Origin of the sequence: Novosphingobium beihaiense (genome assembly GCF_022832375.1) — a bacterium.
Lineage (GTDB): Bacteria > Pseudomonadota > Alphaproteobacteria > Sphingomonadales > Sphingomonadaceae > Novosphingobium > Novosphingobium beihaiensis.
This window is the reverse complement of sequence record NZ_JALHLG010000045.1, coordinates 19,383-34,228: the sequence shown is the minus strand read 5'-3', so window position 1 is coordinate 34,228 and position 14,846 is coordinate 19,383. Positions and strand designations below refer to the sequence as shown.

14 protein-coding genes are annotated in these 14,846 nt (G+C 64.1%); 9 read left to right on the top strand and 5 right to left on the bottom strand.

Features of this window, described 5'->3' with window-relative positions; genetic code table 11:
* Positions 1-388 (top strand): hotdog family protein (locus MTR66_RS18465; protein ID WP_461824338.1); only part of this gene is annotated, 388 nt, incomplete at its 5' end.
* A gap of 362 nt (positions 389-750) precedes the next feature.
* A complete protein-coding gene (locus MTR66_RS18460) occupies positions 751-1,170 on the top strand; it encodes a glycine zipper 2TM domain-containing protein (protein ID WP_243923711.1) in 420 nt (139 codons plus the stop codon).
* A gap of 88 nt (positions 1,171-1,258) precedes the next feature.
* On the opposite strand, the gene adhP is transcribed toward MTR66_RS18460, so the two are convergent.
* A complete protein-coding gene (gene adhP / locus MTR66_RS18455) occupies positions 1,259-2,293 on the bottom strand; it encodes an alcohol dehydrogenase AdhP (protein ID WP_243923702.1) in 1,035 nt (344 codons plus the stop codon).
* A 272-nt stretch (positions 2,294-2,565) separates the two neighbouring features.
* Between adhP and MTR66_RS18450 the strand changes: the two genes are divergently transcribed.
* From MTR66_RS18450 to MTR66_RS18430, 5 genes are all read left to right on the top strand, one after another.
* On the top strand, positions 2,566-2,910 hold the full coding sequence (locus MTR66_RS18450; protein WP_243923699.1) for a glycine zipper 2TM domain-containing protein: 345 nt from the start codon (positions 2,566-2,568) through the stop codon (positions 2,908-2,910).
* Positions 2,911-3,211: 301 nt separating this feature from the next.
* Complete coding sequence (locus MTR66_RS18445) at positions 3,212-3,949, top strand: SDR family oxidoreductase (RefSeq protein ID WP_243923712.1); 738 nt, start codon at positions 3,212-3,214, stop codon at positions 3,947-3,949.
* 98 nt (positions 3,950-4,047) lie between these two features.
* Positions 4,048-5,292: an SAM-dependent methyltransferase gene (locus MTR66_RS18440; protein ID WP_243923697.1), complete on the top strand. Its 1,245-nt coding sequence runs from the start codon at positions 4,048-4,050 to the stop codon at positions 5,290-5,292.
* 81 nt (positions 5,293-5,373) lie between these two features.
* Positions 5,374-6,588 carry an argininosuccinate synthase gene (locus MTR66_RS18435; RefSeq protein ID WP_243923695.1) on the top strand — a complete coding sequence of 405 codons (1,215 nt, stop codon included), beginning with the start codon at positions 5,374-5,376 and terminating at the stop codon, positions 6,586-6,588.
* Positions 6,589-6,758: 170 nt separating this feature from the next.
* Entirely contained in the window at positions 6,759-7,187 is a 429-nt protein-coding gene (locus MTR66_RS18430; RefSeq protein WP_243923693.1) for a septal ring lytic transglycosylase RlpA family protein, read from the top strand.
* Here MTR66_RS18430 and MTR66_RS18425 read toward each other — a convergent pair.
* The 4 genes from MTR66_RS18425 to uvrA form a co-directional block, all read right to left on the bottom strand.
* Positions 7,180-8,589, bottom strand: coding sequence for a hypothetical protein (locus tag MTR66_RS18425; protein ID WP_243923691.1), 1,410 nt, complete (start codon positions 8,587-8,589; stop codon positions 7,180-7,182). The genes MTR66_RS18430 and MTR66_RS18425 overlap by 8 nt on opposite strands.
* A gap of 559 nt (positions 8,590-9,148) precedes the next feature.
* On the bottom strand, positions 9,149-9,910 hold the full coding sequence (locus MTR66_RS18420; protein ID WP_243923690.1) for a BglII/BstYI family type II restriction endonuclease: 762 nt from the start codon (positions 9,908-9,910) through the stop codon (positions 9,149-9,151).
* A 5-nt stretch (positions 9,911-9,915) separates the two neighbouring features.
* Positions 9,916-10,584 carry an MT-A70 family methyltransferase gene (locus MTR66_RS18415; protein ID WP_243923689.1) on the bottom strand — a complete coding sequence of 223 codons (669 nt, stop codon included), beginning with the start codon at positions 10,582-10,584 and terminating at the stop codon, positions 9,916-9,918.
* 275 nt (positions 10,585-10,859) lie between these two features.
* On the bottom strand, positions 10,860-13,832 hold the full coding sequence (uvrA, locus tag MTR66_RS18410) for an excinuclease ABC subunit UvrA (RefSeq protein ID WP_243923688.1): 2,973 nt from the start codon (positions 13,830-13,832) through the stop codon (positions 10,860-10,862).
* 153 nt (positions 13,833-13,985) lie between these two features.
* On the opposite strand from uvrA, the gene MTR66_RS18405 reads away from it, so the two are divergent.
* A complete protein-coding gene (locus MTR66_RS18405; RefSeq protein WP_243923687.1) occupies positions 13,986-14,360 on the top strand; it encodes a hypothetical protein in 375 nt (124 codons plus the stop codon).
* Entirely contained in the window at positions 14,357-14,770 is a 414-nt protein-coding gene (locus MTR66_RS18400; RefSeq protein ID WP_243923686.1) for a hypothetical protein, read from the top strand. Before MTR66_RS18405 ends, MTR66_RS18400 begins: the two co-directional genes overlap by 4 nt.
* Positions 14,771-14,846: the final 76 nt, after the last annotated feature.

Below are 14,846 nucleotides of genomic sequence, written 5' to 3'. Positions count from 1 at the left end.
CGAAAACGATCCGGACATGATGAAGGTCAACCCCTTCCTCACCGACGGCGCCTATTACGGCCCCTCGCGCGGGCACCTGTTCCCCAAGTACGCCCGCCGCATCGGGATGCCGCGCGGCTATGGCTATGGCGCCTCGATGGGATCGTGGGTGACGGACTTCCTCTCCGGCTGGGCGGGCGAGCACGGCATGGTGGTGCACTCCACCGCCAACTACCGCGGCCCCGCTCTGACCGGAGACATCACCATCCAGAGCGCCGAAGTGGTGGACAAGATGGTCGACGGCGAAGGCCGCCACCTCGTTCAGGTCAAGCACCTCATGCAAAACCAGAAGGGCGTGAAGATGTGCCTGGGCACCGCCGAAATCGCGCTGCCGAAGAAGGCGGGGTAGCAGCGCATCAATCCTCCCTGTCGCGCAGCGATGGGGAGGGGGACCGCCAGCGAAGCTGGTGGTGGAGGGGGAAGAAACCCCTCCGTCACGCACTTCGTGCGCGCCACCTCCCCATCGCTGCGCGACAGGGAGGACTGGCCACGCCGGCCTTTCCTGCTTTTTTCGCCTTTCGCGGCACAACACTCTGCGAAAAAAGACGCGCGCCCCGGAACCTCCATCGTATCTCATGAATTTGAACGCATACGGGTCTCGCCCTGTCTCTTCTCTCCCTCTTTTCCCGCCAGCGGTTCATCAAACGTTGCGCCTGCGGGGGACAGGAACGGCGGCACAGGTTCGAACAGGTGTTTTCAGGAGGCCATGAAATGAAGAAACTGCTGCTGGCTCTGACGGCTGCCGCCGCCGCGCTTTCGGCTGTCCCTGCCGCTGCGGATCCGCCGCGCCATGCGCCCGCATATGGCCGGTACGATCACCGCCACGACTACCGGGACCGCCGTTATGACAGGCACCGGCGCTATGACCGGCGCATCTACGATTCGCGCGGCCGCTATGTCTCGCCCCGCCGCATCACCCGCCATTCCCATGTCTGGCGCGGGCGTGACGGCCGCTACTACTGCCGCCGCGACAATGGCACGACCGGGCTGATCATCGGTGCGGGCGTGGGCGCGCTGGCAGGCCACGAAATCGCTGGGCGCGGCGACAAGACGCTGGGCGCGCTGCTCGGCGGCGTACTGGGCGGCGTGCTCGGGCGCGAGATCGACCGGGGCAAACTGCGCTGCCGCTGATCAGGCCGCGCAAGACGCACAAACGAAAAGGCGCGCCGCCAGCCGGGCGGCGCGCCTTTCTTGTGCCTTCCGCAAACAGCGGATTCGCTCAATCCGCCATATCGAGCACGATGCGCCCTTCGATCTCGCCCTTGTGCATGCGGCCGAAAATGTCGTTGATATTCTCCAGCTTCTCGGTCGCCACAGTTGCCTTCACCTTGCCGTCGCCCGCGAAATCGAGCGATTCCTGAAGGTCCAGCCGGGTGCCGACGATCGAACCGCGCACGGTAATGCCGTTCAGCACCATGTCGAAGATCGGCAGCGGGAAATCACCCGGCGGCAGCCCGTTCAGCGCCACCGTGCCACCGCGCCAAACCATGCCCAGCGCTTGCTCGAAGGCCTTCGGGCTCACCGCCGTCACCAGCACGCCCTGTGCGCCGCCGCTCGTCTCGCGCTTGATCGCGGCGGCGGGATCGCGTTCGGTCATGGCATTGACCGTGACGCTCGCCCCCAGCCTGCGCGCCAGATCGAGCTTGGCATCGTCGATATCGACGGCCGCCACGTTCATGCCCATCGCCTTGGCATATTGCACGGCCATATGGCCCAGCCCGCCGATGCCGGACACCACCACCCAGTCGCCCGGCCGGGTGTCGGTCATCTTGAGCCCCTTGTAGACCGTTACGCCCGCGCAGAGCACCGGTGCGATTTCGGTGAACGAGACATTGTCCGGCAGATGGCCGACGAAGTTGGGATCGGCGATCACATAGTCCGCAAAGCCGCCGTTCACCGAATAGCCGGTGTTGAGCTGCTCCTCGCACAGGGTTTCCCAGCCGCCCAGACAATGCTTGCAATGCCCGCAAGCAGTATAGAGCCACGGCACGCCAACCCGGTCGCCTTCCTTCACATGCTTCACCCCGGCACCGACGGCGGAAACGAAGCCCACGCCTTCGTGGCCGGGAATGAACGGCGGCTCGGGCTTCACCGGCCAGTCGCCTTCCGCTGCATGCAGGTCGGTGTGACACACACCGGAGGCCTGGATCGCCACCTGGATCATGCCAGGGCCGGGTTCGGGCACGGGCACTTCCTCGATCACCAGCGGTTTGCCGAACTCCCGCACGACAGCGGCCTTCATGGTCTTCGACATCGTAAATCTCCCATTGTTTTCAGAGCGATTCAGGCAAGATGACAGGGCATAGGATTGCAGAGACATGGCAGGCAATAACGGTTCATCGCACAGCCCCGCCCCCTGTCTCGAATGTGAGACGGTGCCTCGGTTACAACCGGTTCACCTCTCCCTGAGCCCCGCTCACCGCGCTTTTCGCGCCTTGTGCAGCCGTTCATCTGAGGTTGTGGACCCATGAACAAGTTCGGGCGTTACCTCCACCGAACCACCCAGCAAGTATGAGGGCAAATCTTATGCGCAAAGCTATTCTGGCCGCTTCGATGGCGGCGCTCACCATCCCGGCGGCCACCGCGTTCACCGTTCCCGCCGAGGCGCATGGCCACCGCCACCACGACCGCCGCGAATATCACCGGACCGACAACGGCATCCGTTACTGGCGCGGCGAAAACGGCCGCTATTATTGCCGCAAGTCCAACGGCACGACCGGCCTCCTGGTCGGCGGCGTAGCAGGCGCTCTGGTCGGCCGGGCGATCGACACCCGCGGCGACCGTGCCACCGGCACGATCCTCGGCGCCGCCGCGGGCGCCCTGCTCGGCCGCGAAGTGGACCGCAACCACTCGCGCCCGCGCTGCCGCTGATCACACTGCCGTCATGAGAAAGGCGCGCTGCCGCATATGGCAGCGCGCCTTTTCAACTTCCGGGCCCGCTCCGGCGATTCCCGGTGCAATTGCGGCAAGGGCCCTTTCCTACACGGCACGGCTATGCTCCAATGGCCTGGATGCCTGTCCTTCTTTCCCCTGTCTTTCCCGTCCTTTCCTCCGGCTGCGGAGCCTGTCCGGCCAGGGGACCGGGTTCTTCCTCTGGACAGTGTAAACCGTGTCAACCTGCGTTCGGCATTGTGAATTGTCGGGGAGCGTTCGCGTGAATTCACGGCCTGCCATGCTCGTGACAGGCGGCGCCAAGCGAATCGGCGCGGCCATCGCGCGGGCCTTTGCCGGGGCGGGGTGGCACGTGGTGATCCATTACGGAACCTCCCAGGCGCAGGCCGAAGCGCTGGCCGCCGAACTGCCCTCCGCCGAAATCGTGAGCTGCGATCTCAACGACTGGGAACAGGGCCCGGCGATGATCGCCGCGCTGGCCGAGCGGCTCGATGACTGGCGGCTTCTCGTCAACTGCGCCAGCGTGTTCGATCTCGATACCGCGCAGGATCTGGAACCGGCGGTCTTCGAAACCGCCATGCGGGTCAACGCCGGGATGCCCGCGCGCATTGGGCAGGCTTTTCTGGCGCAGGCGCGCAGCCCGCAAGGGCGGCGGCTGATCCATGTGACCGATCAGAAACTGCACAATCCCAACCCCGATTTCTTCTCCTACACGATGAGCAAGCACGCGCTCGCATCAACGATCCGGATGCTGTCCATGGCGCGCGCCGATCCGCGCGACCGCATCTATGGCATCGCGCCCGGGGCGATCCTCGCCAGCCACGACCAGACCGAGGCGGAAGCCGAGATCTCGCACCGCATGAACCTGCTCCACCGCAAGGCCACCCCCCGCGACATTGCTGGTGCCGCCCTGTTTCTCGCCGGCGGCTGGCTCGCCAGCGGAGAAACCGTTTTCGTCGATTCCGGCCAGCACCTGCTCGCGCAGGAACGCGATGTCCTGTTTCTGGCGCGGCAATGACAATGGCCGTGCACAGTGAATGCGGCACTGGTCAACGCGATGAAAGCCGCTAGTCTGAAGTTCCCCCCTTGGGCTACGCCCGCAAGCTATTGAGTGCCATGGCCATTCTAGACCGTTTCCTGCAACGCGGCGTCCGCCAGGGCGTCCTCGAAGTTACCCGGCCCGACGGCAGCGTAAAACGCTTCGGGACGCCTGCCGAAGGCTTTCCAGACGTGCGGCTGCGTTTCACCAGTGCCGCGGCTGAGCGGAAGATCCTCACTGACCCCCGCCTTGGCGCGGCCGAAGCCTTCATGGACGGCGAACTGGTGATCGAAGAGGGCGATATCATGGCCCTCGTCCAGCTCCTGCGCGCCAACAGCCGCTGGGACAAGGGTGGCGAAGTCCGCGAAAGCTCCGCCTTCAAGAAAGTGCGCGCCCGCGCGGTGACGCTGATCGACGGGGTGAATCGCGCCACCCGGGCCAAGGCCAACGTCGCCCATCACTATGACATCGGCAACGCGCTCTACCGGCTGTTCCTCGATGCCGATCACATGCAGTATTCCTGCGCCTACTGGCCGCGCGAGGATATGAGCCTGGAGGAAGCGCAGGAGGCCAAGCTCGCCCACATCGCCGCCAAGCTGGCACTCGAACCCGGCCAGAAAGTACTCGATATCGGCTGCGGCTGGGGCGGCATGGCAATCTATCTGGCCCGTCATGCGGACGTTTCCGTCAAAGGCATCACGCTGAGCGAGGAACAGCTTGCGCTGGCCCGGGAACGCGCCACGGCGGCAGGCGTGGCCGGGCGGATCGACTTCGAGCTGGTCGACTACCGCGATCTGGCCGCGCGCGGCGAGCGGTTTGACCGCATCGTCTCGGTCGGCATGTTCGAACATGTCGGCCAGGCGCAGTTTCCCCGCTTCTTCCGCGACTGCGCGAAGATGCTCGATGACGACGGCGTGATGCTGCTCCACACCATCGGCCGCATGGGCGGCCCCGGCGCCACCGATGCCTTCACCCGCAAGTACATCTTCCCCGGCGGCTATATCCCCGCGCTCAGCGAGACGGTAGCAGCCAGCGAAAAGGTCCGCCTGATCGCCACCGACGTCGAAAATCTGCGTCTGCACTACGCCTTCACCCTGCGCGAATGGTACAAGCGCTGTGTGGCGAACAAGGAGGCGATCATCGCTCTTTACGACGAGCGCTTCTACCGCATGTGGACCTTCTACCTCGCCGGGGCGACGGCTGCGTTCGAAAGCGGAAGCATGTGCAATTACCAGATCCAGTACGCCCGCAACCGCCATGCCCTGCCCCTGACGCGCGGCTATATGGCCCAGCGGGAGGCGCAGTTCCTGCAAAGCCGGTGAAAACCCGGCATTGCGCCGCGCGCCCCACACTGTTAGGCGCGCGTCGCATTTCCCGCGTTTCCAGTGGAGCTCGCAGAGTCCATGTCCGATATCAAGAAGGTCGTCCTCGCCTATTCCGGCGGTCTCGATACCAGCGTCATCCTCAAGTGGCTGCAGGTCACTTACAATTGCGAGGTGGTGACCTTCACCGCCGACCTCGGCCAGGGTGAGGAGCTTGAGCCCGCCCGCGCCAAGGCGCAGCTCATGGGCGTGCCGGACAAGCACATCTATATCGACGACCTGCGCGAGGAATTCGTGCGCGATTTCGTCTTCCCGATGTTCCGCGCCAATGCCCGCTACGAAGGCGACTACCTGCTCGGCACCTCGATCGCGCGCCCGCTGATTTCCAAGCGCCTGATCGAGATCGCCCGCGAAACCGGCGCCGATGCCATCGCCCACGGCGCCACCGGCAAGGGCAACGATCAGGTCCGCTTCGAACTCAGCGCCTATGCGCTCGATCCCAGCATCAAGGTCATCGCCCCCTGGCGCGAGTGGGATCTCAACTCCCGCACCGCCCTCATCGCCTGGGCCGAGCAGCACCAGATCCCGGTGCCTAAGGACAAGCGCGGCGAAAGCCCCTTCTCCACCGACGCCAACCTGCTGCACACTTCCTCCGAAGGCAAAGTGCTGGAAGACCCGTGGGAAGAGACCCCGGACTATGTCTACTCGCGCACCGTCAATCCCGAGGATGCGCCGGACCTGCCGGAATACATCACCATCGACTTCGAGAAGGGCGACGGCGTTGCCCTCAACGGCGAAGCGATGAGCCCGGCCACGCTCCTCACCGCCCTCAACGAGCTGGGCCGCAAGCATGGCATCGGCCGCCTCGACCTCGTCGAGAACCGCTTCGTCGGCATGAAGTCGCGCGGCATGTACGAGACGCCGGGCGGCACCATCTACGCCGCCGCCCACCGCGGCATCGAACAGATCACGCTCGACCGGGGCGCCGCCCACCTCAAGGATGAGCTGATGCCCAAGTATGCCGAGCTCATCTACAACGGCTTCTGGTTCGCCCCGGAGCGCGAGATGCTGCAAGCCGCGATCGACCACTCGCAGGAGCGCGTCAACGGCACCGTGCGGCTCAAGCTCTACAAGGGCAGCGCCTCCGTCGTTGGCCGCAAGAGCCCGGATTCGCTCTATTCCGAACGCCACGTCACCTTCGAGGACGACGCCGGCGCCTACGATCAGAAGGACGCGGCAGGCTTCATCAAGCTCAACGCCCTGAGGCTCCGTTTGCTCGCCCAGCGCGATCGCTGAGTCTTTCCAACCGGTTAACCGCATCAGGCGGCCCGTTGCCAAAGCGCGGCGGGCCGCTTTTGCATGGCTAGCCCCCCGCAGGCCCAGCCTGTAGGAGTCCCGCCATCGTCAACGGCGAAGCGTGGTCAGTTTTGTCATTTCAGCACACCGGTTTTCTCGCAGCCCTGGCGATGACGGCCACTCTGCCGCTTGCGGGACCGGTTCATGCCGATGCCGCCGTTGAACCCTCCGCCTCCGTTGCCGCCATCGCCCCGGCCGTGTCCACCGACGCGGACGCAGTGACGGAACCGCAGTTCGAGCCGTTCGGCGAAGGCGTCGCCAGCTACTACGGCCCCCGTTTCGCTGGCAACCGCACCGCCAGCGGCGAACCGTTCGACCCCGCCGCCCTCACCGCCGCGCACCGCACCCTGCCCTTCGGCACCCAGGTGCAAGTAACCAACGAGGCGACTGGCGACACGGTCATCGTCACCATCAACGACCGCGGCCCCTTCCACGCAAACCGCGTGATCGACCTTTCGCAAGCCGCCGCCCAACAGATCGGCCTTGTCCGCAGAGGCCACGGCCGCGTCCAGCTCGCCGTCCTCGCCCCCTCTAACTAACCCCCGCCAACGGACACCCCGCTGCGCAGGCCGCAAGCCCGCGCGGCGCCCTGCGCGCCGGGGGCACACTCGCGCCGCGTTCCGCCGCCTGGCGCGCCTTTTCCGGATCTGCTGAAAAAGTCAGACCGGCACGGCAACAGCAGGGGGGGGGAGCTGCGCCGTACCGGCCTTCACAGCCGCAAACGGCATAACCCGCATTCCGTTCCCGGCCTTTTCGCGCCCTTCGTCCAACCGTTCCGGGGCTGCGGCGAGTCGCCAGGTTGACACGGTTTACACAGTCCAGAGGCAAATCCGGTCCGGGCCCATCCAAAGATTTGTACTCGGCAGGCCCCGCCTGCGCGCCGCCGTTCTGCGCCTCTCCCGAAGCCCCCGCGCCATCGCGAACCGCCAGACCGCCCTCCGCCGCGAACGCCGCATCCACCCGGCCAAAGGCACAGCCCTGCCAGCCGTCCCAGCGCGCCGCGCTCGCCTCGCGAAAGGCACTATAGAGCGGCAACGGCGGATAGACCGGATCGGGCAAGTGCTCCGGCCGGTCCTCCTCGTGCGGCCCGCAGCCATGCGCCTCCTCATAAGCCCGCTCGACTTCCCCGGCCGCCTCGTCCCACGCCCCATTCGCCGCGATCCACGCAGGCTCGGCGCTGGAGAGCACATAGGCCGCCCGCCCCGGCGGCAGCGGCAGGGGATCATGCGCCCCGCCCCAGTCCTCCAGCGCGCGGTCCGCTTCCAGCACGCGCGCATCCGCGCTCACGGCATCGGCGCCTTCCGCGCCCGCCTCGTCCTGCTCGAAATGCGCCTCCGGCCGCTCGCCCGCGACCATCGCCAGCAACTCGTCGAAACGGTCCTCGCAAGGCCCGGCCTCCTCGGCCATCCGGTCGAGCCGCGCGAGGTGCGCCAGCAACAGCCGAGTGTCATAGCGCCGCTTCTTGCCCACCAACTCGCCCCGGAACCACACCGCCTCCTCGATCCCGTCGAGCGCGCGCGTCGCCAGCACTTCCTCGGCATGGCGCCGCGCCAGCACCAGCGCCGCCTGCCACCCTTGCGCAAAGGCCCCGTCGCGCCGCCGCAGCAGATAGGCCGACTGCCGGCTCATCCCCACCCGCGAGGCTGCCGCCCGCACATCGCCCTTCTCCGCCAGATGATGGAGAAACCGCAGCTTGCGATCCCCGTCCCAGGCATGATGCGGCACGAAAGCGGGATCGTCGCACGCAGGCGGCTTGCGGCAAAACCCGCCTGTCGCCGGACAGGCCCACTCGCTGACCACCCCATCCGGCGAAGGCACCGCGCGCGGCGGCACATCGCCATCGTAAAGCTCGTCATAAGAGGGATAGCGCGCCGCAAACCAGGCATCGTCGCGCTGGTCGATCGGCAGATCGTCATCGGGAAGCCCAATGTCCCGCTCCACCGGAATCCACCCCCGCCCAAACCGAGTAGGCGGACAATCCCGTTCCTCCCCGAGCTCGTCTCGGGGAGGGGGACCGCCCGGCCCCGCCGGGTGGTGGAGGGGAAAATCCTCCCCCTTAGGGGGAGGGGGACCATCCGCAGGATGGTGGAGGGGCACAGGCGGCACATCCCGCCCTCCCCCGCTCACGCCAAGTTGATCGAAAGCCCCACCACCCAATTCATCCGAAAAGTCCGTCATCGTCCACCTCGCACAAAGCGGGAAACCCGCAGGAAGAGGCCACGGCACGGCCCGGACGGCGGCGCCGAGGTGAACGAACCATCTATCGCAGTTCGGGGGCTGTAGGAAAATGGTTTGAAGGGAAGAAGGACAATGCGAGGGCCATCGCCCTCGCGCTCCCCATACTGTCGGCGGTGTGCCTTGCGGCTAAGGTGGGCTCAAGACTTGGCGTCAAGCTCTGCCTTGCAGCACGCAAGGCGTCCCCGAATTCGGTAATGTCGATGACCGTCTCACGATTAGCCAATGATGTCTTCGACACCATCATCGCTCACACTTCTAATATTCAATCAACGACGCAATTTGGCGTTATGCCGATTGCGAGTACAGGACATCCGCCGTTTCGACCAGCATCCAAACGGTATAACAACTTACCCATCCAAGTAGTCGAAGCGCCAAATTTTTTATATACTTCTTTTGCGCCTTCCGTACCGTCTTTCTTTAAAACCCTTCCCAATCCACGAAAGAAATTCGAATCGAGACTTGAGCCACGTGTCAGGATTGCACCAACGTCGACAGCCCCAGCATCGTAAAATGCAGAAAACGCATACAAATCCCGATCATAAGTCTGATCTTTGCTATTCCATTCAAGGTCTAAAGCGACTCTTCCTCGTAAAAAATCAATACGGTGGCCATCAAGAAAACCGTTCCGAACATATTCATCAAACACTAAATTCTTCTTTTTTGCATGAAGGAGTTTCACATGCAAATCTGCTGAAATTCGGGTTTCGCGCCAACCTTCGCTTTCTAAAAAGAGCGTATCAACGTATTTTGCAATCTGCCCTTTACTCCCGCCCGGAAAGCGGATCATCTCCTTTGTTATACTAAATTTCTCTAATCCGGCGACAATGCTATCAAAGTGCGCGGAAAACCCTCCCTTTAGAATGGAGGCCGCATTCCGGTAACTGAAAATCTCAAACTTTTCACAGAGCTCAGCGCCAAAAATCGCCTCTACCAACTCTTTAGGATCCGCTCCCCTACCAGTAGAGACATCCAACTGCCCCTCAAAATCCTCATCAAATTCTTCAACGTCATCGTCATCCGCCATGTCAGTCATTCTGCCGCAATCGCCCGAGAGTTGAACTTGTACGTATCCCATGTAGGCTCATAACTCTCGTCAGCCTGATTGCCCCACACTGTCCAGCCCTTGCGGCTGCCACGGCTGAACATTTCGAGCCGTGGCCCCCAACTGCAATCCTCAATAATCTTGTACTGCTCGTCAGGCTTCCGACTGTGCTCCCGCTTTCGCGATTGAATCATGTTGACCTGGCTACGACCCGGATCAAGCGTTCGTGCATTCTTGCCTCGCACACCGAACAACAACAGTTCCGTAACATTGCGAAAATAGAAGCCGACGCCGCGTCCATCGGAGCCGCCATCCTTGCGAACCTTATGCCAAACGATGTTCGAAATGTATCGGAACCCCCACGCTTCCATCACCCGAAGACCATCAGGCAGCAGCGCATTGGGCACCCAAAGGTACAGATGGGCGGGATCAGCGGTGACATCAGCCACCGGCAAATCGCAAATTTCATCAAGAGTCATCGTTCCGTAGCGATTGAGGCGCTTGTGCTCAGGCGCCACTTTTCCGGTCCGATTCTGAAATTGCCACGGCGGATCAGCTAGAACCGTGCCGAATGATTTGCCATTGGCTAACGCCAACAGGTCTGCACCTGCCTCGGAAAGATTGCGATCTTGGAACATAACCAGATCTTTCCGCAAAATTCGACTCCTTGTCAACCTGACGCTACCTGCCATTGATCGCTTCCGGATGCAGTTTCCAGACTAAACGAAAACATCCGATGCCTCCTGCAAGTTTGGCATATTTGCAGAGGATAAATCTGAAATTGGCCAAAAAGAGGCTCCCCGAGCAAGTTCGGGGAGGATTTGTCACTTCTCCAGCAACGGCTTCAAATAATGCCCCGTGAACGAGCGCGGGTTCTGCACCACCTCTTCCGGCGTCCCCTCCGCCACCCCCGCCTTCGCGGGGGCAGGCATCATTGCCGCACGTCGAGCAAGGGCTTGAGGTAGTGCCCGGTAAAGGATCTCGGTTCCTTGACGATCTGTTCGGGTGTGCCAGCGGCAATGATCTCCCCGCCGCGCACGCCGCCTTCGGGGCCGAGGTCGATGATCCAGTCGGCGGTCTTGATCACGTCGAGGTTGTGTTCGATCACCACCACCGAATTGCCCTGGTCGACAAGGCGGTGGAGCACTTCGAGCAGTTTGCGCACGTCCTCGAAGTGGAGGCCGGTGGTCGGCTCGTCGAGGATGTAGAGCGTCTGCCCGGTCGAGCGGCGGGCGAGTTCCTTGGCGAGTTTCACGCGCTGGGCCTCGCCGCCCGATAGCGTCGTCGCCTGCTGGCCCACCTTGACGTAGCCGAGGCCCACTTCGTTCAGCATGTGCATCTTGTCGCGGATCGGCGGCACCGCCTTGAAGAACTCTTCCGCGTCCTCGATCGTCATGTCGAGCACGTCGGCGATCGAGTGGCCCTTGAACTTCACTTCCAGCGTCTCGCGGTTGTAGCGCTTGCCGTGGCATTCCTCGCACGTCACATAGACGTCGGGCAGGAAGTGCATCTCGATCTTGATCAGGCCGTCGCCCTGGCACGCCTCGCACCGGCCGCCCTTGACGTTGAAGCTGAAGCGCCCGGGCTTGTAGCCGCGCGCTTCCGATTCCGGCAGGCCCGCGAACCAGTCGCGGATCTGGGTGAAGGCGCCGGTGTAAGTGGCCGGGTTGGAGCGCGGGGTGCGGCCGATCGGGGACTGGTCGATCTCGATCACCTTGTCGCACATTTCAAGGCCGGTCACGCGGTCATGCGGCCCGGCGATCACCCGCGCCCCGTTCAGCGTGCGCGCCGCGGCGGCGTGGAGCGTGTCGAGCGTGAGGCTGGACTTGCCCGAGCCGGAAACCCCGGTGACGCAGCAGAAGGTACCGAGCGGGAACTTCGCCGTCACCCCGGTGAGGTTGTTGGCGCGCGCGTTCTCCACGGTGACGAAGTGGCCGTTGCCCTTGCGGCGCGTCTCGGGCACCTCGATCCGGCGGGTGCCGTTGAGGTATTGGGCGGTGAGGCTGGTCTTGCTTTTCAACACTTGCTTGAGCGTGCCTTCGGCCACCACCTCGCCCCCGTGGACGCCCGCGCCGGGGCCGAGGTCCACCACATGATCGGCGGTGCGGATCGCGTCCTCGTCATGCTCGACCACGATCACCGTGTTGCCAAGGTCGCGCAGGCGCTTGAGCGTTTCCAGCAGCCGGTCGTTGTCGCGCTGGTGGAGGCCGATGCTGGGCTCGTCGAGCACGTAGAGCACGCCCGACAGCCCCGAGCCGATCTGGCTGGCGAGCCGGATGCGCTGGCTCTCCCCGCCCGAAAGCGTGCCGCTCGTGCGGTCAAGGTTGAGGTAGTCGAGCCCGACGTTGTTGAGGAAGCCGAGCCTCTCGTTGATCTCTTTCAGGATGGCCTTGGCGATCTGCTGCTGCTGGCTGGTGAGCTTGCCCTCCAGCGCACCGAACCATGCGAAGGCATCGGCCACCGAAAGCCGTGCGGCATCGGCAATGTCGCTGCCCGCGATCTTGACGCTGAGCGCCTCGGGCTTGAGGCGCTTGCCGTCGCACACTTCGCAGGGCTGCGCGGTCTGGAACTTGGAAAGCTCCTCGCGCATCCACGCAGAGTCGGTCTGGATCATGCGTCGGTTGAGATTGCCGATCACGCCTTCGAACGGCTTGGTGACGGTATATTCCTTGCGCCCGTCCTTGAACGTCAGCGGCACCGGCGCGCCCGCGGTGCCATAGAGAATGACGATACGCACTTCCTTGGGCAGATCGTGCCAGGGCGTGGTGAGATCGAACCCGAAATGCGCGGCGAGGCTGGAGAGCACCTGCATGTAATAAGGGCTGGGCGGATTGGACTTGGCCCAGGGCACGATAGCGCCCTGCTTCAGCGTAAGGGCCTCGTTCGGGACCACCAGTTGCGGATCGAACAGTAGCTTCTCGCCCAGCCCGTCGCAGGCCGGACAGGCCCCCTGCGGCGCGTTGAACGAGAACAGGCGCGGCTCGATCTCCTCGATCGTGAAGCCGGAGACCGGGCAGGCGAACTTTTCGCTGAAGACGATGCGGTTGGGGGGGAGGCCTGCGCCCTTGAGGTTCTTACCCTGTGCGCGGCCTTCGACAGGCTCAGGCTGAGCGGGACTGGTTTCAGAACCACCCTCCGCTCGCCCTGAGCTTGTCGAAGGGCCCATCACCTCAGCCACCGTCTTGTCCGCCAGATCGGCATAGGCCAGCCCCTCGGCCAGCTTGAGCGCCTGTTCGAAGCTGTCGGCCAGCCGCGTCTGGATGCCGTCCTTCACGGCGATGCGGTCCACCACCACTTCGATGTCGTGCTTGTACTTCTTGTCGAGCGCGGGGGCGTCCTCGATCTGGTAGAGTTCGCCGTCGATCCGCACGCGGGTGTAGCCTGCCTTCTGCCACTCGGCCAGTTCCTTGCGGTATTCCCCCTTGCGCCCGCGCACCACCGGCGCGAGCAGATAGAGCCGCGTGCCTTCGGGCAGCGCCATCACCCGGTCCACCATGTTGGACACCGTCTGCGCCTCGATCGGCAAACCGGTGGCAGGCGAATAGGGCACACCCACCCGCGCCCAGAGCAGGCGCATGTAGTCCCAGATCTCGGTCACCGTCGCCACGGTGGAACGCGGGTTGCGGCTGGTGGTCTTCTGCTCGATCGAGATCGCGGGGGAAAGCCCGTCGATATGCTCGACATCGGGCTTCTGCATCATCTCCAGAAACTGGCGCGCATAAGCGGAGAGGCTCTCCACATAGCGCCGCTGCCCCTCGGCATAGATCGTATCGAACGCAAGGCTCGACTTGCCCGAACCCGAAAGCCCGGTGATGACAATCAGCTTCTCGCGCGGAAGCTCGATATCGAAACCCTTGAGGTTATGCTCGCGCGCGCCGCGTACCGTGATGTGGGAGAGACTCATGGAAAGGCTGTGTTCCAGATTTGTTCGCGTCCTGCAAGAGGCGCCGGGACGGGACTTCACAGATGGGCACGCAACAGCTCATCGCAATCCCTTTGCCTTGCCTGCGGTACGGCGGCATGATCGCAGCCAAGGGACAAAAGGACCGGGACGGACATGAGGGTATCGCACTTCGCGCCCGCGCTTTGCGCGCTGGCTTTCGCGGCAGGGTTGGGACAAGCACCGGCAAGGGCCGACGATCCCAGAGATCCGGCCATGCGCACGGCCGAGGCGCGCGCACGCGACAAGGCCATTATCAAGCAGCTCAACGAAGACCAGATCGCCTACGTGCGCGAACGCGATGCCCGCTACGCCGAAGGCTGGGACGCCTACCGCCGCGCGCGGGGGAACAACCGTTACGAAGCGCCTGCCTACGAAGCGGACCGGCGCGCCTACAGCGATGCGCACAGCGAGTACGAAGCGGCGATGGCCGAATGGCGCCGCGACGTTGCCGCCTGCCGCGCGGGGTACTACGAACACTGCGCGCGATGAAGGCACCCCGCCTGCACATCCTCCTGCCGGTTTGCGGAGCCATGCTGCTGATCGCACAGCCACTGGCCGCCACGCCCGCGAAGGCCCAGCCTCCCGCCGCCACCGGCCCAGCAGACACCGGCCCCGAGTCCGGAGATCCCGAGGCCCGGCGCAAGGCGCTCAACCTCGAACAGGCGCGCCTTGCACGCAAATGGCAGGAAACCAGCACCGCCAGCCGCAAAGCGCATGACGCGGCCGCAAGCCGCGCCAAGATGCAAAGGCTGCGCGACAATGCCGCCTATTCCGCGGCACTGGCGGCCCATCAGAAAGCCGAAGACCAGTATCGGACCGACTACGCCGCATGGGAAAAGACCGCCGCCGCCTGCAAACGCGGTGACAGGAAACTCTGCCCCAGCCCGAAGCGGAAATAGCGAACACAGCCGTGCACAACCGCATGGCACGCCCTCCGGCGGTCCTTGCGCCCGCAGCGCGGGAGACTAGGATAAG